This window comes from Pseudoalteromonas xiamenensis, assembly GCF_017638925.1.
GTDB classification, from domain to species: Bacteria; Pseudomonadota; Gammaproteobacteria; order Enterobacterales; family Alteromonadaceae; genus Pseudoalteromonas; species Pseudoalteromonas xiamenensis.
This window is the reverse complement of the sequence record NZ_CP072135.1, coordinates 670,660-691,958: the sequence shown is the minus strand read 5'-3', so window position 1 is coordinate 691,958 and position 21,299 is coordinate 670,660. Positions and strand designations below refer to the sequence as shown.

Below are 21,299 nucleotides of genomic sequence, written 5' to 3'. Positions count from 1 at the left end.
GTGTTACACTGGCTATTTTCTCGCTAAACTATTTAAATACGCACTGGTTTGATCCCAGTAATACTTACACGAGTATGTATCCACACACTTGGCTACTGAAGAGAGTACATCTGTTGAAATCCACGGTCTATCAAGGCGTTATTTTTGATCTCGATGGCACATTGATGTCGTCATCCCTCGATTTTCAAGCAATGCGTGCAGCGATTAACTGTCCACCAGAACAAGATATTTTGGCCTATATTGATGCCATGACCTGTATTGAAACTCAGCAATTTGCGATTGATGCCATCATCGCTTTTGAACTTCAAGACGCGCAAGAAGCCAAAGTCATCGACGGCGTTTTGGACACCTTACATCATTTCAAATCGCACAACTTGCCGCTCGCTATCGTAACGCGCAATTGTAGACAAGCAAGTCACATCAAAGTACAAAGTGGCAAATTGCCGATTGACATAATTCTGAGTCGTGAAGACGCGACGGCAAAACCTGATCCAGAAGCCCTCCTTCTTATCGCCAACGACTGGGGATTGCAGCCGCAACAATGTCTATATGTTGGGGACTACCTATATGATTTGCTCGCGACGCACAATGCAGGTATGGCGAGTTGCTTGTATGCACCAAACGGGCTTCCTCATTATCATCAGCAAGCTACCTGCGTAATACAAGATTTCTCAACGCTGATTGAGATTGTTTGCGGCGGATAACAAGCACTAGGGTAGGCACTCGGCCTCTAAATATTGAATTAGTCGCCTTTCCTTTGATTTTGGGTATAGCCCAAATCCGTTTGTCTTGTTAAAATCTCGTCAAATTAAACTAAATTGCATATAGAGATTTAAGATGGGCAGAGCATTTGAAGTCCGCAAAAATGCCATGGCAAAAACGGCAGCGGTGAAAACCAAAGTAAACTCAAAATACGGAAAAGAAATTTACGTTGTGGCGAAAAACGGCGGCCCAGACCCAGAAACTAACCTTTCTCTTCGTCGCTTAATTGATAAAGCGAAAAAAGACCAAGTTCCTGCGCACGTAATCGAAAAAGCGATTGAAAAAGCAGCGGGCGGTGCAGGTGAAGATTACTCTCCAGCACGTTACGAAGGATATGGACCAGGTAACTGTATGGTTATTGTTGACTGTCTTACGGACAATCCTAACCGTACCATTAAAGATGTTCGTTTGCCATTCACGAAAACCGATTCAAAAATCGGCAGCCCAGGCTGTGTTGCGCACATGTTTGATCACCTAGCGATTCTAGGTTTCGAAGGTGATGACGATGAAGCTGTACTTGAAGCCTTAATGATGGCCGATGTTGATGTAACAGATGTCGAAGTGGAAGACGGTAAAGTTTCTGTTTTTGCACCGCACACTGAATACTTCAAAACAAAGACTGCGTTAACTGAAGCGTTTGAAGGCGTGAACTTTGATGTAGATGAAATCACGTTCCTACCACAGACCAGTGTTGAGATTTCAGATCCAGAAGTAATTGCAAACTTTGATAAGTTCATCGCGATGCTTGAAGATTGTGATGACGTTCAAAACGTTTACCATAACGCGGTTGTTATCCGTGACTAAGCGATAACTACTCGATAAAAAAGGAGCTAAGTAGCTCCTTTTTTGTTGTCATGAAAAGACTGTAAAGCCCCTTTACACCTTTACCCTAAACACAGTTCAAAATGCTTTCAACACTACGCCTTGGTGCGTCCAATCCGCTTTGTTCAATGTGCCCAAGTCGAGCAAAGAAAACTGGAGGAGGGCATTGAAGACTCTGCGCTAAAGCTTTTCGCGCTGTTTCATGTTGTACCAAAACACTGATTGGATGAAGCCCAATCCCTTGCCTTTGCATATACAACCAAAGTGCGCCTAATTCATAACCGCACTCAAATAGGGCTTCTTGAGAGTTTTCTTTTGGACTTAACGCCAGGTAATAAGGTCCACTTTCAACCAGTTCTCCAAGTCCTGCCGCCATTTTTTTTGCAAGCCCTAAACGCTTGTTAATTGGCATCATTGTTGGATGAAACCCATACCGAAACAACAGACGAAACGGCTTACTAACTGGACCAAATAGATTACGTAAGTAAAATCCATCTTCAGCAAATTCATCCTCATCGAAGCGAATGTAATTGTACGTTTCTTCCCATGCCGACTTATTAGTAAAATCCAATGCAGCGTATTGCTTAGTTAAATTACCTAAGGTGGTCCCCACATGGTCAGCGGAATAAAAATGGCAAGACGCGTGCTGAACTATCGTTTCCAACGAATGAATATCAACTGCTGTTGTCTTAAACCGACTGCGAATGGTATGGCGTTCACGGATGCGCTGACTAAGAGCTTGATATTCTTCTGCATCAGAGCCGCTATTCAATTGAGTAACGCCACTGGTCGCTAACACACGATGATCTCCATACTCGCTTTGCCATTGCCAATTCAATTGATAGCCTTGGTATGCCAACAACGCCGTGAGAAAATGGGTAAATACGCCGGCACTGATAAACATCTCACGCTCTAAACTTTCTAGTCCGCGTAACACTCGATGATTATCAAAACCGATACTGACTTCTTGGGACAGTAAACTGTAATCTACCCGCCATGGCTGGCAGTTATGTGAAGAAGGAGCAAGCCTTGCCGTTTCGATTGCGCGCTCTAGCGCGTCGTAAAATCCATCCATCAACGTGTCCTTACGCTCATTTACTTTAAATTGGTGTAGCCCAATCCAATTCGTTCACCTTCAATTTCTTCAACTACGTCTGCCATTTCCGAGAAACGACTTACAAGGCTTTGAAACAAAGGTGTTTGCATGTCTACATTGAACGCCTCAACACTACTTAAGCGGATGATTTCAATAAAATGAAACGGTGCATCGGCTGAATCAGATACTTCAACGACATCGAACGCCACAACTGAGTCTAACGACTCACATGCCCGATAATCGGTCGTTTCAACCCAGTCCCGAAAAGCAAGTCGTTGTGACACATCTTTTAGGCGTATTTTATGTACGATGGTTTTCATGAATGTTCCTTATAAGTCAAAATGAGGTGATAGTTGATACCGCCAGTACCGAAAGCATTAATCGCAGCATGTCGAGATTGAGTTGCTGAATGGATTGGCCACCGCTCACTCTGCTGAAGTACGGTCGCGGGGATCGCTTCAAGCGCAAGCCCCGTATTTAGTTCGCCAAGAATTGGCGTCGGTGGTAACTGCTTGGCCGCAAACGCAGCCCAAACTTTTGCTAAGCTAATGGATGCCGCACCCGCAAAACAATGGCCAAAATTGTATTTTGCTGAACCAAGGACTAGAGGCTCCTGCTCCGTTCGATGGTAGTGTTGCGCAATAGATATCGCTTCAGCTTTGTCGCCGAGATCAGTGCCGGTGCCATGAGTTTCAATGTACTGAATGGCATCTGGCGTAATATCATTGCGTTGTGTGATGGTTTTTTGCATCGCTAACGCTTGGCCTTCAGGGTCTGGGGCGGTCATTGAACGACTGTCGCAAGATCCTGAAATAGCCATAACCTGACACGTTGGTTCGTTTAACATTGGCTCTTTAGAAAAAATAAAGAGTCCGCCTCCATCCCCAGGGGTAAAACCATCTGCATGCAAAGCGAATGGCCGAATCCGTGTAGCAGACAGCATCATTTGAGCGCCACAAAGCACTAAATCGCGTTCAAGCGTAGCGCACTCAATGCCACCTGTGATCACGACATCATAGCGACCAGATTGCAACGCGCGAATGGCGTTGTGAAATGCAGCCATTGAACTTGCACAAGCGGCTTCTACGGCATAACAATCTGCCTCGACACCTAATTTCTCCGCTAGTAACTCAGCACTGCCGACTCCGCATGCACCATGCCAGCTCCAACGAGCAATGTCCGCCAAGTTTGATTTCGGCAGTTGCACAGACACATTCGGCAATGACGGCCATAACGCGTTAGCACCGAGAAGTCGGTCACTTTGTAAAGATAAATTAGTCGCAACGATAATGGCGACTTTCTTTGTGTCTAATGACGGCAGCGCTAAATGGTCCACCGCATTGAGTAAATGCAACTGAGTCACATCTAAACGCTGACGTTTCGCTGGCATCATGGGCTTTTCAAGTACTGTTTGCATCGCTTCATGAGACGCAAATCCCATTGTATTTTCAATGTAGGTACTCAGTTTTTGTGGACTACTACGGAAAAATGCCGTTCGGTCCAGTTGCGCTTTACTATGTGGTTTTAAGGTGTCACGACCGTTTGCCAACGTGTCCCAAAAGTCAGCTTGCTGATAACCTTGGGCCGTAATTGGTACTGCGTCAGTGACATAAACAGGCTGATGATACGACATCGCATCGGCCGTTGATTCTGCGTTAGCCTGCCACGTTATACCACGCGCGCTTTGCCCCATCACCGCTGCTTTACGTTCGCTAAACATACTGAGCAGAGAACAAAAGACCTGATTTGCGCCACTAAAGTAGGCTTGTTGGGCTAGTGCGTGTGACGTTTTTTGGGATGTGACGTCGCCGAGTTCAGCGATGATTTTAAAATCATTCTGTTTAGCGGTTTCAAGCGTACATACCACCAACGTCACCGCACCTTCTAACCAATATCGTGTTTTTACACCAATGCTGTGTAAAAGGTCGATTTGCGCGGGTTGATGGAAACATTGAACTGACGTAAGTACAGCAACTTTTGAATCGCTGTGTCGCAACGCATCCTTTGCAATTTCAACTAATCGAAGGCCTCCTAAGTCCGCAGCATCAATGGTCTGACACTTACCTCGCGTTTTTGCAAAGTGCGCAATCCGAGAGGGAATGCTTGACGCCATTTCACCAACACGATCATGGGATGACGCACCAAATTGCGAGGCTAACTCCAATTTAAAGTCATCAATTCGTGATTTGATAGCCTCATCTGACAACTGTTGTTCTCGTAATTGCTCCGCGTAACGTTTAATCGCCGTAATTTTGGTCGCATTTCGATACGCCGCATCACTTCCAAGATGAATTGCACAATATTGATCCGTAAAATCGCGCAACGATTCACCTAAAGCAAGACCTTTCAACGCATTGTCCGCCGCCAAAAGCGCAAGTCTTGTCTCTCGACTTACCGCTTTACGGAACAAAGGAGGGATAGAAAACTTTTTGTAATCGAAGTTCACGGCAAAGTGAGGAGTCCCCTTTAATTGTTTCTCCTGCCGCTTTAAATGGGTAGTCTTGTGGTGCTGGTAAGTTAGCATCAAACGGCAATCCATCTAATCCGTAATCAAACGAAAACGCCGTACCTACGGCAATAACCGCTAAGGGCAAATCATGATGTTCTGTCATGCAGGCTCAACCTCCGAAAGGCGCTTACGTTCGACTTTACCATTGGCGTTCAAAGGGAGTTGTGACGTCACAATCACTTTATGAATAAGCATGTACGGCGGTAAATGTTCGGATAGAAAGCGTTTTAAGCTCAGCAAGGATAACTTAGCGGTGTCGGGTGCTTGTTCTATCACCGCCACTAATTTCTGCTGCATTTCACCGAGTCTCAACGTAAACCGCCGCATGTAAAATGTCCGCATGACGATGAAGAGCAGCTTCGATTTCGCCGAGTTCAACGCGATAGCCGTTGATTTTAACCATTTGGTCTATTCGACCACGATAAACCAAACCTTCTTCCGTCTGCTCAACTAAATCTCCAGTAGGGTGAACATGTTCTTTGTGCAGTTTCGATACACGCGGTAAGGTGATATTGCGGTATCCAGGCGTAACGCAAGGTCCTTCAATTAATAGTTCACCTTGAACACGCAGTTCAGTGGACACAGGGTAGCGCTCACCATATTCATCCTCGATATAGCCTTTAAGACCAGGTAGAGGCATCCCAATGGGTAAATGGGCGAAAGTCTCTAGTTGCGCTTTAGGTACTTCGTACGCTGTGCACACGTTCGTTTCTGTCGGTCCATACCAATTGCTCAAACGACAGGTTTCAGTAAGGCAAGGGATCAAACGTTGCAAAAGTCCCACAGGATATGGTTCTCCTGCAAAAATAACTTCACGTAAGGTCTTTGATGAATCGACATTAAATTGTCCTGATTTTTCCAGCATGACCAACATTGAGGGCACGCTATACCAAACGGAGACTTGATGGCGTGCAATACCTTCAATGAGAAGACTGGGGTCTTTTTGCTCGTGCTCTTGAATAACCCAGACACTTGCCCCGACAGACACGGCGGCAAATAAGTCGAAGGTACTTAAGTCAAACGCGAAGCTTGCATGGTTCGACAACACATCACTGGCACTTAAGTGCGTGTCTTGCACCGCCCAATCGACAAAAAATGACAGCATTGCATGGGTTATTTGCACGCCTTTTGGGGTGCCAGTAGAACCTGACGTGTACAGCACACAAGCCAGCTTAGACTCGACTAACCCGCTTAGGTCAAATTGCTCATCTAAGTTGAGTTCTTGACTACAATTTAACGTCAGCCATACATCGTCAATGACCAAGCTTGGTTTTGCTGCGATTCGAATTTTCGTTTTACGCTCATCAGGCTGACTGTAGTCAAGTGGTACGTAGTAAAGACCTGACATCCAAGAGGCATAAATTGCCGCAACCGCATCGAACGACTTTGGTAAATCAATTAATACGGCTTGAGACTCTGCAAGGTTTAGCGCTGAGATAGCGCGGTGAATTTGAACAGCGCGCATTGCGAGTTGTTCATAAGAATAGTGTCTATCGCCACAAATGAGTGCAGTCGCCGTTGGCGACTGCGCTGCAAATTGAAGGAGGCGCTGTATAAACATACTCTCGGCCTCCTGTGGTTAAGCTTTTAACTGATGGCTGTTTGCACTTCCAAAGCTGATTGGTACACCAACCTCAAGTGCCGCTTCGACTAGAATCGCGTAGGCTTCATCCAAGTCTTGTTTCGTGTGTTCGCTGGTAATACTGATACGTAAGCGTGCATCACCCACACTGACTCCCGGGAAAACAACCGTCTGACAATACATACCTCGTGCACGAACCGCGCGGCCGAAGGCCAACGTCTTCGCATCATCACCAACCACAATAGGAACAATCGCCGAGTCAGAGTTTTCAAGGTCGAAACCTGCTTGCAGCAACATCGTACGGAAATAATAAATGTTGTCCCAAAGCTGCGTTAAGCGCTCAGGTTCTCTTAGCATAATGTCAATAGATGCAATTACACCCGCCGCCACGTGCGCAGGGATTGTTGCAGCAAACACATACGAATTTGAATAGAAACGTAAGAAGTCGACGACATCACCGTCAGCACACACAAATCCGCCAAGTCCTGACAACGCTTTACTCATTGTGCCCAGTTCGATGTCGACCTGACCTTTCATATTGAAGTGCTCAGTCGTACCCGACCCCGTTTTCCCCAATACCCCTGTCGAGTGTGCATCATCAACCAAAACCCGTGCACCATAACGCTCCGCAAGCTTCATTAGACGAGGAAGATCAACCACATCACCATGCATACTAAACACACCATCTGTGACGATGAGTTTACCACCCGGATGATCGGCGTATTTCGCGAGCGATTTCTCTAAACTGGTCAGTGAATGGTTGTAGATTTTACGCTGAGCACCAGAGAGTTTAATGCCATCTTGAATACTCATGTGGTTGATAGCATCCGTAAACACGATGTCGTTTTTCCCCGTTAGCGCGGAAATACAGCCAAGGTTTGCAGAATAACCTGAAGGGTAAACGATACAGCCTTCACGACCTTTAAGTTTCGCCAATTTGCGCTCAAGCTCTAAGTGCAAAACGTTACTGCCAGCAATAATGCGACAACCGGTATTGGTCGCACCAAAACTTCCCGCCGCGTCTTGGATAGCCGCAATGACTTCAGGATGGTTTGATAAACCTAAATAGCTGTTAGAACCGAACATCAAAAACTCACGGCTTTGACCCGTTGTTTCGTCAAAGATCACCGCACGATTCTTACACGGTGTTTCAAGTGGCATGCCGTACCAGAACAATTGTTGTTCTTTCTTACGCTCATAGAACGTCTTGAATTCACGTGCTTTGTGGAACAAATCAGGATGTTGGAGACCAACAAAATCTCGCATCGTGCGCGTGTCACCATCGCCCACTTCGATAGTGTGTACTTTTTCTTCGTTTGATTCCTCGGTTGTCGCTTGTGCATTATTCGCGTGAGCGCCGCCTTCAAATTGCCAAGCGTCACCATGGTGTGATTTCACCAACGCATCGAGTGTAGCGTGAAGCTCAGCCAAGGTTTTCGCCGTAGCAAGCGTCGTTGATTCTGGTAAATTCAAACGCTTCAATAACTCGCCTTGAGCAGACACGATAGTAATTGAATCAATACCAAGATCACTTTCAATTTCAGCATGATCATTCAAATCCGACGTAGCATATCCGCTAAATTCAGAAACAACCTCGTAAACTTGCGACTTAAGCCAATCAACGTCAACAAACGACGTTTCTTTTGCATTTTGTGCCGCGATCTGGACACCCAATGCACTTAGCTTACCAATGACATCTGAAATTGTTTCTACACCTTGCGTTGTCAGAGGCGTTTCTAACGCAAATTCCTTGGTTAGTGCCGCCATGACTTCAGCAAGCGCGATTGAATCGATACCAAAATCATTTTCTAAGTGACTGGTTGTATCCAATTGCTCGGGGGCGTATTCCGTTAACGTTGCAAAAGTCTTGATGGTCACGTTTGTAATAGCGTGGTGCGATTGTGCTTGTTCACTCATGCCGTCGCTCCTTGTGTCTGGTTGTGTTGTAGGGAATCACATAGCGAGACCATTGCAGCAATTGTTGCGAAATTCCCAGGGTGAATATCCTGCATGCCAATGTTTAAATTGGTCTGAGCTTTAAGAAAATCGACAAGATCGAAAATAGCCGCTGAATCAACAATGTTTAGTTCAAACAAAGGCGTATCTAATTCAAGCCCGTCGCGTTCACCATCAAGAAACTGCGTGGCGATAAAGTCCGTTAATTTTTCTTTCAACATAGTGCTTCCTTACGCTGTTTTTTCGCCCACAATGAGCATACGAGGCTCGGGATTTCCAAAATACGTGCGTTGCTAAATCCAGCCTGTTTGAATCGTTCAAGGTATTCAGAAGTGCTACTTTCAATACCACCATCCGTCGATACCAACATGTTCAATGAAAGCAGTGCGGTGAATTCAGGACCAGATTTGTCATCATTCAACGGGGTTTCTGACGCGATAAAACGGCCGCCCTCCGGCATCGCATTATAGATATTGCGTAAAATGGTCACTTGCGTATCCGGCGCATAATCGTGCAACATCCAACCCAAATGGATGAGATCAAAATCGCCAATCGGTAAATAGCCTTTGATCACATCGCCTTCGACTACATCGATACGCTCGCCGTAGCCTTGTGAACCCAATTTATCGCGTAGGAACGCCGACGCCTGTGGCAATTCACAAATCGCGAGTTTTACGTCAGGGAAAGCATTCGCAACGGCGATTGGTAGCGAACCGATACCACTGCCAATGTCGAGAAAGGCGCGATGCTGAGAGAAATCGTACTGATTAACAAACCCTTCAATGAAAGGCTGAGCGAATTTGCCAAGAAACTCTTGGAAGTCAGCAACGTCATCTGGGTTTTGATACAAAATGTCAAACCAACTGCGATTGTCACCAAAGACCGCTTCACGTTGATTAGAGTCGGTTTTTACTGCTTCTGGTAATTGCTCCCAAAGCGGGTAAAGGAATGTATCAATATGGCGTCCCAGCCAACCCAACCATAACGGCTGGTCGCTTAACAAAAACGCGTGATGTTCTTCTGGCAATACGTACATATCGCCGTCCTTTTGCAAATACCCCATCGCATGCAATGCGATAAGCAATTGTTCGGTGGAACGCACTGGGCTTGCAATTTTCGCTGCAACTTGCTGCGCGTTTAGGCCACCTTTTTTAAAGTGGTCAAATACTTTTAATGAAAGCGCAGAAGTGACGGCTTTTGCCTGAAAAAAGCCCATCATGTGGTTTACTACGTCTTGTTTGTTGAGTGTCATAAAAACTTCCTTAGTCTAAAAATGTGGACATTTCTTCACAAACAGTGGCAAAAGCACTGACGAAGCGATCGATTTCGTCCTTTGAGATAATCAGTGGGGGTTGAATACGGATAACCGTTGAACTGTTCGCGGTAACGAACGTTAAAATTTGATGATCAATACAGAACTTGGTCACAAATTTCAGACAGAACATTTCACCTAATGATTGTTCCATGCGCGTCATGGCCGCTTGTAAATGTTCGCGAACAGGATCTGGCAAGAATTTCCATGTGGTGTGCCAATCACCCGGTAAGCGGGTAGCGAACTCTCGAGCAGAGGCTGCAACAGCACCATCGAACGTTTGCTCAAATTGAATTCCCAACATGAGACCGCGACCACGAACTTCAGAAACAAACGGGTACTTATCCGCAACCGCTTGCAATTGTGCTTTGAAATACCCACCAAGCTCTTCAGAGCGTTTTGGTAAGTCTGTGGCAATAATTTCACGAATCGCCGCAAGGGCAGCAACAGAGGCAATATTACCGCCGCCAAAGGTTGATGTATGAAGTAAAAAGCGGTCAGATGTGCCGTAAGCCGCTTGCCAAACGTTGTTTTTACATAATGTGGCACCAATAGGAATTATGCCGCCGGAGAGTGACTTAGAAAGCATGATCACATCTGGTTCAATACCTTCCCACTCACAGGCGAACAGCTTACCCGTGCGGCCAAGCCCCGTTTGAATTTCATCGACCATCAATAATGTGCCCGTTTCCTTACACAACGCTTGTACGGCTTGTAAGTAACCTTCCGGTGGCACATGTACGCCGCCTTCACCTTGGATAGGCTCAAGAATAAAGGCACCGACATCCTCACGTGACAACGCAACACGCAGCGCGTCTAAATCAGCAAATGGTACTTCGACCATGTCACTTAATAACGGCTGGAAAAACTTACGATGTTTTTCTCGTCCGGTAAGGGACAATGCACCTAATGTTTTTCCATGGTAGCTGTTTTTCAGATAAGCAATCCCTGCTTTACCCGTTGCGGCTTTTGCCAGTTTGATTGCCGCTTCGACTGCTTCAGTCCCTGAGTTACTGAAAAAGACTTTCCCCATGTTACCTGGTGCTACGTGGCACAATACTTCCGCGAGTTTTGCCGTTTGTTCTGGGATAGAGATGTATTGAATAAAGTTGAGTACTCTGTGATTGCAAGTAATCACTTACAGCCTTCGTCACTGCTGTCGGATTATGACCTAAGTTCAAACAGCCATACCCTGCAACCATATCCATGTACGTTTCACCATTGACCGTACTTAGCGAAGTGCCATGGGCTTGATTGAAAACGTGATCGCAACGCTGCTGCTTTAAAAATTCAACCAACATCGGGTTCACGAATTGGTGGTGACGGTCTAGTGTATCTTCGCGAGAAGGTGAGGCGTGGATCACCGCATCGATGAATTCGAGCGTTTTTGTCTCGCTATTCGATTGCCCATAAATATCTTGATGGTAGTAACGCTTTAAATTCGTCACGTGCTGGGCATCAATTTTTTCACCAAACGATGCCAATGGGTAGGCGTAAAAACCGTGTTTCTCGGCAAGTTCACCAATTTCAAGTACTTGCTCTGGAGGCAAATAACGGCCAAGCGAGAAAGTTTCTGCACGACCTTCGAGCGCAAGCACGATAGTTTCGGCCATACAACCATTGAGCTGTTGCTTAATAGTGACATTTAACGATTCACCACCCAGTTTCACCGCATCTGTTGCAGTCACACAGCCACCATCGATAATTAGAAAATCGTCACGTGCAGGACGTTCATTCACATTCACATCGCGAGGCAATGCTACATCGATAAAAATAGAGCCGGGCTGAAGTGCTTCTACATCTATAATGCCACCTGCCGAAGTCGCGCCGACAAACAATTTGCACTCAGAGTAAAGGTCTTCAGGGTTACCAGTGAGCGTCACGCGATGGTGATATTTTTCAGGTAAATGTGATAGCAGTTCCGCTTTATCCGTGTGTGATGCCCGGTGAAGTAATGCGAGGTTAAACCCTTCTGCAAGAAGCAAGCGACTCAATGCCAAACAAATTGAGCCAGGGTAGCCAACAACCCCTATGGTCTGCATCTCAGGGTTCACATCAAGCCATGAGGTGATTTGCATCATCGCTTTATAACCTGCATACGTGGTCAGTGAATTCCCTGAAGTTACCGGTACAGGGGCTTTGGCAGCCGTGGCCTCACCACGACGACCAACGATAGACGTAAATCCACCAAGGCCCACGAGTTCAGCGCCATCCGAATGCAATTCTTCTATCCCAGCGAGGACTCGATTCGCTATTGCCCGAGGATCTGCCAGCATCTCTTCTGCTGTCAATGGCATGTATTTCACCAAGCCTTCACACGTAGCTCCACTGGCTGAGGTGATTTTGGCAAAATTCATGAATGAAACAAGATTCGACTTTGACCACTCGTCGCGCTTATATCCGTTGTGTTGCTCATTAGTATGACGCTGCAACAAATCAAGCATTTTTACGTAGCGTTTCAGCCCTACGGACGTCGGGTGTGCAATAAATCCAAACTTCATAGTGACACTCCTTGTTGGGTACTATCTTCAAATGTCGGGCTGTGTTGAGTCTCTGATAATTGAGCCTGTGCACGACGGGCTTCTAGCTCAGCCAAATCGCCAGGATCGCGTTGCCAGCCCTTCGCTGTCGCCAATGACATGCCATCGCCTTCGTTGTTGTGGCCAAGCACAACAGAGAATAAATTCAGTCGGCGTTTTGAGGTGAGCGCTTCACGAATAGACGTTTCATCGAATCGAGTCAGCGTTTTGTTTTGAACCGTGAAATCACCAACATCGAGTGAATACTCAGGTTGGTCAATATTCACCAAACGCATTTGGCGAGAAGTACGGTTAAACAAAATGCGTTCTTGGTAAGTGTTGATCACCGACAAGCCACCATTACAGAAGTAAAATACCGTGATGCTTTTATCCAAAAGTTCAGGGTGGCTTAAAATGTTGTCGATAAAGCTAGGTAAAATGTCAGGCACAATACCTTTTGCGCCATCGCCGATAAACGCGATTACGTTCGTGTTACTCGTGAACGCGAGGTAGGTAGATGCAAGTAGAGCATCGCCCATCAGTGCACGCCCGTACCAGCCCGAGAAACCTCGACGTGTTTTCGCAACGTTACGAACGGCTGAAATACCGCAGCGACCCACATCATATACCCCCGTGTAATCGAAACCTTCTTGTTCAATGAGCGACTCTACGACGCCGTTCAGTTGACTAAAGAAGTAGTTAGGCGACATCGGAAGGGTAGGGAGCTTACTGATCACATCCGATTGTGAATCCACGTAGCTGTGAATGTTCGCAACGCGTTTTGCTTTCAACTCGTCAGAGACGTTTAAGTTATCTTTGATAGCCTGCAAAAACGCCAAGCAATTCATATTTACTTGAACGTCTGCATAAGGCGACAAATGGCGTTCGTTATGCGTTACTTGAACCACGTGAACTTTACGTTCTAAACGCGCATCAGAGAATGGCGTCGCCACTTGTGCCACACGACTTTTAATCATAAATAAGCTTTGCTCAGACAGCTCATTGAGTTTGTCGTTGGTATGGAAGAAGTGATAGACCTTTGGCGTATAGCCGTAAATCGCCAACGTTCCCAAGAAATGCGGATTGCGCTTTCCTTGGTAATATTTCGGTACAGAACCTGGGTGCGCTAAGGTGTCAACTAACGCGATACCCGCTTGTTCAGCAATTTCATGAACTAGCGCATATTCATCTTCCGTCACTGGACCTAACTGCCACACCAATTTCTCGGGTCCGTTGTTGACCAAATCAATTGCCTGCTTGAGCGCATCAGATTGAAGAGCAACTTGCTCATTTTCAATCACTTCAGGGATGAATTCTTCAATGGCTTTATCCAGTGGCAATGAGGACTCAAGCACGTTTTGAGTAGCTAGGATTACAACCGGCCCTTTGCCTTGATGGAACAATTCAAATGCACGCGCCAAATCCGCGGTCATGTTTTCAACTTCATCCATGTATACGTAAGGGATCCCACGTGCTTCAAATACTTGGCGGGTATCTTCTGTTGCCGTGATCGTGCCTTGGAAACTGTACCACTGGCTTAATCGGTTCTCTGCAGCAACGATAATCCCTTGTGCAGCCGTTTCTTTTAAGTTGATTAATGTCCCCTTAAACTCGTCCAACATACCCGATGTCACCACGGCTAAAAACGGTTTACGGTAGAGCTGCCAGTTCGCAATTGCACCACATGCAATTGCATGTTCATTCTGACCACGCAGTACAAGGCCGCCTTGTGTTGAAGCATGTCGGTCTAAGTGACCTATCAAGTTTGACACAACGGATCCCGTGAAATAGGACACAAGCCAATTACCCGGTGCCGTACGACCAAAAAACTTAATAAGCTCTTCGCCTAATGTATTGTGAGGCTCGGCACAACCTGTAGGTTTCACTCGACGGTTCGTGTAATTCATTTCAAAGAAATCCATCCACAAACACAGCAGCTCCGTTTGGAAGGTACCAGGGTCTTCTGAACGCACAATTTCACGATATTGCTGTGGTAAGTAGCGAATTGGTGTGCGTAGGTCACGGATAAATGTGACAGTTGAGAAGGTAGAATAGAACGCTGGTATACCTACTTTGTGCATTGCGCGGTAAAACGCATCAAGGTCGCGGTCTATTTGATCAATTTTATCGTCGGTATACCCCAATGATGTTTGATCATAAAACACCATGCCTACTTGAAATTCAGGGTGCTCGGCTAACGCGTTAGCATGAATGATGCGACCCGTCGCTTCCGCTAAACTGGCACATTGGATCACTTCAATATTGATGGTTTTCTTTTGGTTGCGAAGAAAATGGATCGCTTTTTCTTTTGCTTCAGAATACAGCTCGCTCTGTGCAAGTGCTGAAAGCTTTAATGGGATCTCAGCTGAAATTTGAACACGTTTGAACACATAATCTCGAATGTCATTCAACACACCCAGACCCGTTTGAAAAAATGCAGGATCTTTCGTTACAACAACTACGCCCACCGTAATGGTGTCTTTCTTTGAATTCGTCGTTGTGGCTTCGTTGGCATGCCACACTTGCTCATAGAGGTGTGATGCTGACGTTGTTTTTCCTATCATGGTTGTCATGATGAATTCCTTATGCTGCCATCTAGGTTTCGTCGGCGTTGACGGCTTTTTAGGCACGACAAAGCCTACAGTGGCTTGGCATACCTATGCCCGCCATCCGTTTGTTGCTTGTTGAAATTGGCTATCTTGTAAAGGGGGTTTACACCCCCACAGGACTCAAGATGTAAGTTACTCGCGTTGAATAATGACCACGCCCTCATCACCGTCGAGGATTAAGGTATCGCCGCTTTCAATCGCCGTTGTTGCATGGTGTAAATTGACCACCGCGGGAATACCGAATTCCCTCGCGACAATACAGCTATGAGAAAGTGTCGAACCAATGTCTGTGATAACACCCGCCGCCAAGGCAAAAAGTGGTGTCCAACTCGCATCTGTGTATTTCGCCACGAGAATTTCGCCTGGTTTCAGCTCTTTGGCTTGCGTTTGTAAATCTGTAATGACACGGGCCTTAGCTACAATTTTTCCAGGACTTGCGGCAAGTCCATTAAATGAATTTTGGCCCTCGGCCACTGAAGCTTTGACCTTTGGTGTATAGCCACCGATGATGCACATTGGAGGTTCTTCAGCATGTACATTCAATAAGTGAGCGTGGCGATTCGCGTCCAGCAATTTTTGAGAAAATGCCTCTTGCGGCGCAATTTCGCCGGCAACGTATGCACGGAATTGGTTAAAGTCGATGTACGGCAAATCATCTTTTGACACGATCCCTTGATTCTCTAGACGACCAAGGACTTCAAGAATGATTTTGCGATAGAACCATGTTTCGGTGATAAACGTTGGACGCGTCGCCTCACGTCGTTCAGCCATCACACCGTATAACTTAATGATGTTTTTAAGTTTGAAGCGTCCAAGCCAAGGCATTGCATTTAGTAGAGCATCGCTGTCGGCTTGTCGAAGTGCTTCGGTTTGTGCCAATTTAGCTTCTAAATCAACCGGATGCTCTAAATACATTTTCATTACTTGAAGCAAATAAGTTGGGTCATCGCGCCAACGAGGCAAGCTCAATTCAAACTCTTGGCGACCACGCGAGCCAAACTCAGCTAAAAAGGCTTCAAATTCATTGTTCCAGAACACCTTACCTAATGGGTGTTCGGGTAGAATTTTTACTAACTCATCCGCTTCTGTGGCCATGAACAGCGAACGTAGTTCTGCGTTTGGCGCAACAACATCCACTAAGTCGAGGATACCGCGCGTCACTTCAATGGTACGAAGGTTGTTCATCGATGCTTTAATGCGGTTCTGTAATCCATTACCTTCGTTTGGCAAATAATGCTGACAGGTTTCAGCAAGTGCGTCATAAAGGGCAAACGATTGTAAAAAGAACGGCATGTACGCAGCACAACTTTCCAAGAAGTAGCCATCAATACGTTTTAATTCCGTATTCAATTCCGCCAAAGAAAGACTCGCTAAGTCCATAGCAAGGAAGCGTTTGGTTTCTCTTTCGCGAAGCGAAATCATGTTTTCAACGGTTTTCCCTGCTGTACGCATGTTGTGGACTTGTTGTTTTAACCAATGCCATGCACTTTTCGTGTATGCCCATCCATCGACACCTTCGCCATACGGGTTTTTGTAATTCGTAAAGTCGATATCTGACGTTGCGTAACGCGTGGTGAATTTCATCTGATCGCGTGTTGGAGGACATTGACGTAGCAACATCGCAGAACCAGAAATATTGAGATAAACCTGACCTTGGATGTAGCCCATGTAAATAGACCAATCACCAATATCAGCTAACCCCATCGTTTTGACCGCTGGGCCATGAATGTGTTTTTGGTAAAACTCACAAAATGACAGACCAAGCGGCGTCATCAATCCTGTAACGATTTCCCCCGTGTCCATACGAGAGAAGAACGCACCATCTTTGATTGACTGAGACGCTTCCCATGGGTTTGCATAGACAACACCCGACGCTTGATTGGTGGTCGTTACAGGACGCGCTTGCAGCAACCAAACTTTGTCGTCTTTTACTGCCCACTCGATGTCCAATGCACAGCCATAAAGCGTTTCAGCTTGCTTTGCAAGTGTCCACAATTGCTCTAAATGGTGCGCCGTCAAACAGGCACTGTCGCGCTTCTCTGTTGGTGTTTCAACCAGTGCAATGTGACCATTTTCTTGGCGTACACAATAATGAGATTTGTGACGCAATTGTTTTTCAACACATTCTCCGCTCACTTTGTCTAACGTGAAGGTATCCGTAGAAACCTGCCCAGAGACGACGCCTTCTCCTAATCCCCAACAACCATCAATAACCAATCGATCTTCGCGGTTTGAGATTGGATCGCGTGTAAACAAAACGCCTGCACAATCAGCTGCCACCATCGTTTGCAGTACAACGGCAATGGCCGTTTGTGAGGCATCTGCGTTGCGATAACCCGCGACGCGTTCAGCCCAAAGCGAAGCCCAACACGCTTGCACTTTATTCAATACCGCTTCTTGCCCATTGATGTGTAGGTACGTTTCATATTGACCCGCAAAAGACTGACTTTGACCATCTTCATCCAGAGCTGACGAGCGCACGGCAACATCGCTACTTGACCCCAAATGCTCATACGCTGAGACAATTGCATCACGAATAGCATCCGGTAAATTAGCCTCAAGAATCGCGCTGCGAATTTGCTCAAGATCACCGCTATTCATCACTTCGCTTGGCACTGCGTCACCGATAAACTGTTCATAGGCGTGTGCAGTCACACAAAACGCTGGCGGTACTGGTAAACCAGCCTGTACTAAGTGATTTAGCGAGTGTGCTTTACCACCGAGACTCGTCCTTTCTAGCGTGTTATTACCCGTAATTTCTACGACGTATGAAGAACTCATAAAACTACCTCCGAAGTGTCGCGCTTGTCTTGATTAGATAGGTGAGGTTGAACCGCGTCACGAACACGCTTAACCGCAATATGTGCAGCCGCAATAGCACTTTCGATGTTACCAACGCCAATACTGTCTTGGTTGGCAAAATGAATGTGACCGATTGACTGACTTGCCGTTTCAAATAGTTGCTGCGCTTGCTGACCCATCACGGATGTAACGGTACCTTGTGGCCAATACCAAATTTGAATGTCTTCAACGATGTTCGGATTAATACCTTGGTTCTCAAGCACTCGAGCAATCTCAAAGTAACTTTGTTGTTGTAGACCAAAGAAATCCTCTTTCGCTGTCTGTCCTTGGCGCTCATCTCGAGTCGTCGGCTTGAGCATTGTTAATACCCCGACATTGCTTTTCGTGGTGTCATCCATCCAGTTCGCCACTAAACACGTACCAGCTCGGCACCACGAGAAAGGTGAATTTTTCGGTGCCGGCTCAATCATGTAACCACCGAATGAAGAGGTCATTACTGGTTTGGTCAGTAATGCGTTAGCGAGATAATAATCTTCGTGTCGGATTGCTTGAATTGCGTCCAGTTGTGCTTTTGGAATATCGTCGAAAAGCGCGGTAAACGCAGGCTTCGGTGCAGCCCAAATAAGTTGTTTGGCCACAATAGTGAACGCCTGTTCTCCTCGTTCAAACGCAATCTGCACACCCTCATTGATGTTCTCAAGCGCAGTCACCTTCGCCTCATTCGCCAGCGTGACATTTTTCTTCGTGCTCAAATAATTGTTCAATGCACTACTAATGTTGCCATTACCGCCAGCTAAGGTGACTAAATTGCCTCGCAGATAACCAACCAAAAAATGCAAGCCAACATACGCGGACACTTGGTGGATATCTAAGCACTCAACACGAAGCGTTGTCTCAACGGCATTTTCAACCAATTTGCCCAATTTTTTAGGTGGCACTAGGTGATCTGGTAGTTCTGGTCGATTTGCTTCATCAAACAAGTAGGTATACAAAGACATTTTGTCCATGACAGCCATATCGGTTTGAGACCATGCGTCGTTCTCAACAAATGGTACAGCTGGATAAAGCGGTTTACTCGGATGAAAATTGTCTAAGAATTGATAAAGGTCAGCAAAGATAGGGTCGCCCAATTGCTTCGGTGAAACCACATAAGGCTTACCAATCAAGGCGTTTTTCAACAATTGCCCCGTCAAAGCCCACACCGAAGGTTTAATCAGATAACTCGGAAATTTTAAGAAGCCAACAGTGACCTCAAGGATTGAACTTAATAACAACTTCGTGTCAAAAAACACTAACGTGGCTGCAGCACTGTTCTTGTATGCATCGGCTAATCCAAGCTTTTTCAACAATGCAGCCATTTGCGAGCCAGGTTGTGGTTCCTGAAAACAAACCCCTGCGGTTGGGTACTTTAAGTTATCATGCAAGTGAAAGCGCGCATTGCCCCCAAATGTTGGACTCTTTTCAAGCACTAACACTCTCGCGTCTTCAAATTCACTCGCCGCGGTCAACCCCGATACACCACCACCCACAATGACAACATCGTACTGGCTATCAAACACATTTGACTCTGGTCGTTTCAAGCTTTTTGGCTCTGAGAATTTTTTGCTCAGAAGCGCCTTAAGCTTTGGCAAACGCTGGTGCTGTATACGCAAGAAATAAAGCGATGCAAGGATAAAAATACTATCTAAAAATAGAACTTTCGGTTCGGCACGGTGCAGGATTGTCATAAAGACCACCATCATCGCTAACTGCGCATATATCACTCGCTTTACCCAACGAGGATTAAGCCAAAGCGCTAAACCAGAACCGAACAAACAGATGCCGACAAGTGTAGACATAAACATGCCATGCTCAGCAAACCATAGACTTGGTGCATAATACCAAGTTCCTTCATTTGCTTTTGCCGCACGCGCGAGTATCTCCGGAACATTTTCAAGCGCAGGAAACGCTTTGCCAATCCCAGCTAACATATATAGAACCGCAAAAATACGTTGAATAACCATGCTATGCACTCCTTAGCCCAAGCTTACGCGCGATAATTTCGCGCTGAATATCATTAGTTCCTGAAAAAGTTCTACTCGGCAGTACATCAAGTAGTTGGCGGATAATGCCCATTTCTCTGTCCATCGCACTGCCGCCAAAGGTTTGTATGGCATCGAGCGCCGATTGTACGGCGTAGTCAGAAATCAACATTTTGCTCATTGCAATGTCCATTTCCGCGTCTAAACCTTGGTCATACTTCCAACCTGCGCGATAAAGCATCAATTTGCACTGCTCAAGACGGAGTTTCATGTCGATGATGCGATTGGACACTGATTGAAAATGACCTATGCGTTTTTTGAATTGTTTACGCTCTTTCGCGTATTCGATGGTACTTTCGACAATTCGCTCAAGCGCACCTGCAAACAACGCAAACAAGCAGCCTTTTTCCCAAATCATTGAGTCATGAAATATCGCGCCGCCCGCACCTTCGCTACCAATGAGGTGAGTCTCCGGCACAAACACATCATCAAAAAACACATCACTCCAAGGACAGGTACTTAAACAATCTTTAGGATGATTCGCCCCCACACTTAGACCTGCCGCACTTTTCTCAACCAAAAAGCAAGACACCCCCATAAAGCCAAATTCAGGTGCAGTTTTGGCGTAGACAATAAAGACGTCAGCGACAGGGGCATTTGTGATAAATGTCTTTTGACCATTTAAGAGGTAACCACCATCCACTTTCTTTGCGGTAGCAGCCATCGCATAGATATCAGAACCAGCCGTTGGCTCTGTTGCCGCATTGGCCGCTATCATGCCGCCAGTGCTTAATGCCTCAAGGTACGTTTGTTTTAAATACGTAGAGCCGAATCGAGCCAATGGCATAACACACGCGAACAGGTGCGCGCACATAGAAAACGCCAAACCGAGATCTCGACTGCCCTTACCGAGCGCTTCAACCATTAACATGGTGTTTTGTACGTTCAACCCAGAACCACAATACATTTCGTCAATAGGAAGTCCCGCGAATCCAAACTCAGCAGCTTTTTGCCAAAGTTGTTTGTCAAAGGCATGTTTTGACAGCCTTGTTGCAGCACCTTTATCCAAGACTTCTTGTGAAAAGCGCAAGGCTGAATCGTAGAGCGATTGTTGATAGCTAGTAATAGCAAAATCCATAGCAGTCCACTTTTGAAATTAATAAATCAATCCTTTCAATGAGGACGTATTATGAGGATTCCGCTGCACTTGTGTCAATAATGTTAACTGTGTTTTTTAATTGTTTTTATTTTGTAATATTTGATTTATCCATATTTGTTTCACATTTGTCCTGTATCAAGACAACCTTCT

The 21,299-nt window shown here is 45.9% G+C and carries 14 protein-coding genes and 1 pseudogene; 2 read left to right on the top strand and 13 right to left on the bottom strand.

From position 1 onward, the window contains the following. Positions 1–113 precede the first annotated feature (113 nt). Together J5O05_RS20825 and J5O05_RS20820 are read left to right on the top strand one after the other, a co-directional pair. Positions 114–704, top strand: a complete 591-nt coding sequence (locus tag J5O05_RS20825) for an HAD family hydrolase (protein WP_244370123.1) — start codon at positions 114–116, stop codon at positions 702–704. Between the two features lie 133 nt (positions 705–837). Beyond that, a complete protein-coding gene (locus J5O05_RS20820) occupies positions 838–1,566 on the top strand; it encodes a YebC/PmpR family DNA-binding transcriptional regulator (RefSeq protein ID WP_208844847.1) in 729 nt (242 codons plus the stop codon). A gap of 85 nt (positions 1,567–1,651) precedes the next feature. On the opposite strand, the gene J5O05_RS20815 is transcribed toward J5O05_RS20820, so the two are convergent. The 13 genes and pseudogenes from J5O05_RS20815 to pigA all read right to left on the bottom strand — a co-directional run bounded on the left by J5O05_RS20815 (position 1,652) and on the right by pigA (position 21,128). Further along, positions 1,652–2,659 (bottom strand): hypothetical protein, encoded by a 1,008-nt coding sequence (locus tag J5O05_RS20815; protein WP_208844846.1) that lies wholly within the window; start codon positions 2,657–2,659, stop codon positions 1,652–1,654. Between the two features lie 20 nt (positions 2,660–2,679). Then, positions 2,680–3,000 (bottom strand): RedY, encoded by a 321-nt coding sequence (locus tag J5O05_RS20810; RefSeq protein ID WP_208844845.1) that lies wholly within the window; start codon positions 2,998–3,000, stop codon positions 2,680–2,682. Continuing rightward, the gene (gene pigJ, locus J5O05_RS20805) at positions 2,997–5,204 is read right to left on the bottom strand and encodes a prodigiosin MBC biosynthesis protein PigJ (protein WP_208844844.1); all 2,208 of its coding nucleotides are present in this window, start codon (positions 5,202–5,204) and stop codon (positions 2,997–2,999) included. The genes J5O05_RS20810 and pigJ overlap by 4 nt, the downstream gene beginning before the upstream one ends. Before the next feature lie 84 nt (positions 5,205–5,288). Then, positions 5,289–5,486: a hypothetical protein gene (locus J5O05_RS22190; RefSeq protein WP_244370122.1), complete on the bottom strand. Its 198-nt coding sequence runs from the start codon at positions 5,484–5,486 to the stop codon at positions 5,289–5,291. 1 nt (position 5,487) lies between these two features. Beyond that, positions 5,488–6,750, bottom strand: coding sequence for an AMP-binding protein (locus J5O05_RS20800; protein ID WP_244370121.1), 1,263 nt, complete (start codon positions 6,748–6,750; stop codon positions 5,488–5,490). An 18-nt stretch (positions 6,751–6,768) separates the two neighbouring features. Then, a complete protein-coding gene (locus tag J5O05_RS20795; protein ID WP_208844843.1) occupies positions 6,769–8,688 on the bottom strand; it encodes an aminotransferase class I/II-fold pyridoxal phosphate-dependent enzyme in 1,920 nt (639 codons plus the stop codon). Continuing rightward, positions 8,685–8,948, bottom strand: a complete 264-nt coding sequence (locus J5O05_RS20790) for an acyl carrier protein (RefSeq protein ID WP_208844842.1) — start codon at positions 8,946–8,948, stop codon at positions 8,685–8,687. The genes J5O05_RS20795 and J5O05_RS20790 overlap by 4 nt, the downstream gene beginning before the upstream one ends. After that, a complete protein-coding gene (locus J5O05_RS20785) occupies positions 8,942–9,979 on the bottom strand; it encodes an acetylserotonin O-methyltransferase (protein ID WP_244370120.1) in 1,038 nt (345 codons plus the stop codon). The genes J5O05_RS20790 and J5O05_RS20785 overlap by 7 nt, the downstream gene beginning before the upstream one ends. Positions 9,980–9,989: 10 nt before the next feature. Beyond that, positions 9,990–12,540 (bottom strand): annotated as a pseudogene (gene pigE / locus J5O05_RS20780) (prodigiosin MAP biosynthesis aminotransferase PigE). Next, a complete protein-coding gene (pigD, locus tag J5O05_RS20775; protein WP_208844841.1) occupies positions 12,537–15,131 on the bottom strand; it encodes a prodigiosin MAP biosynthesis protein PigD in 2,595 nt (864 codons plus the stop codon). The pseudogene pigE and the gene pigD overlap by 4 nt, the downstream one beginning before the upstream one ends. A 168-nt stretch (positions 15,132–15,299) precedes the next feature. Beyond that, entirely contained in the window at positions 15,300–17,948 is a 2,649-nt protein-coding gene (gene pigC, locus J5O05_RS20770) for a prodigiosin ligase PigC (RefSeq protein ID WP_208844840.1), read from the bottom strand. Continuing rightward, entirely contained in the window at positions 17,945–19,972 is a 2,028-nt protein-coding gene (gene pigB / locus J5O05_RS20765; RefSeq protein WP_208844839.1) for a prodigiosin MAP biosynthesis oxidoreductase PigB, read from the bottom strand. Before pigB ends, pigC begins: the two co-directional genes overlap by 4 nt. A gap of 1 nt (position 19,973) precedes the next feature. Beyond that, positions 19,974–21,128 carry a prodigiosin MBC biosynthesis dehydrogenase PigA gene (gene pigA / locus J5O05_RS20760; RefSeq protein WP_208844838.1) on the bottom strand — a complete coding sequence of 385 codons (1,155 nt, stop codon included), beginning with the start codon at positions 21,126–21,128 and terminating at the stop codon, positions 19,974–19,976. Positions 21,129–21,299: the final 171 nt, after the last annotated feature.

Coding starts and splice junctions, on each gene's coding strand:
- J5O05_RS20820 (WP_208844847.1), top strand. CDS start 838: ATGGGCAGAGCATTTGAAGTCCGCAAAAATGCCATGGCAAAAACGGCA.
- J5O05_RS20815 (WP_208844846.1), bottom strand. CDS start 2,659: ATGGATGGATTTTACGACGCGCTAGAGCGCGCAATCGAAACGGCAAGG.
- J5O05_RS20810 (WP_208844845.1), bottom strand. CDS start 3,000: ATGAAAACCATCGTACATAAAATACGCCTAAAAGATGTGTCACAACGA.
- pigJ (WP_208844844.1), bottom strand. CDS start 5,204: ATGCTAACTTACCAGCACCACAAGACTACCCATTTAAAGCGGCAGGAG.
- J5O05_RS22190 (WP_244370122.1), bottom strand. CDS start 5,486: ATGCAGCAGAAATTAGTGGCGGTGATAGAACAAGCACCCGACACCGCT.
- J5O05_RS20800 (WP_244370121.1), bottom strand. CDS start 6,750: ATGTTTATACAGCGCCTCCTTCAATTTGCAGCGCAGTCGCCAACGGCG.
- J5O05_RS20795 (WP_208844843.1), bottom strand. CDS start 8,688: ATGAGTGAACAAGCACAATCGCACCACGCTATTACAAACGTGACCATC.
- J5O05_RS20790 (WP_208844842.1), bottom strand. CDS start 8,948: ATGTTGAAAGAAAAATTAACGGACTTTATCGCCACGCAGTTTCTTGAT.
- J5O05_RS20785 (WP_244370120.1), bottom strand. CDS start 9,979: ATGACACTCAACAAACAAGACGTAGTAAACCACATGATGGGCTTTTTT.
- pigD (WP_208844841.1), bottom strand. CDS start 15,131: ATGACAACCATGATAGGAAAAACAACGTCAGCATCACACCTCTATGAG.
- pigC (WP_208844840.1), bottom strand. CDS start 17,948: ATGAGTTCTTCATACGTCGTAGAAATTACGGGTAATAACACGCTAGAA.
- pigB (WP_208844839.1), bottom strand. CDS start 19,972: ATGGTTATTCAACGTATTTTTGCGGTTCTATATATGTTAGCTGGGATT.
- pigA (WP_208844838.1), bottom strand. CDS start 21,128: ATGGATTTTGCTATTACTAGCTATCAACAATCGCTCTACGATTCAGCC.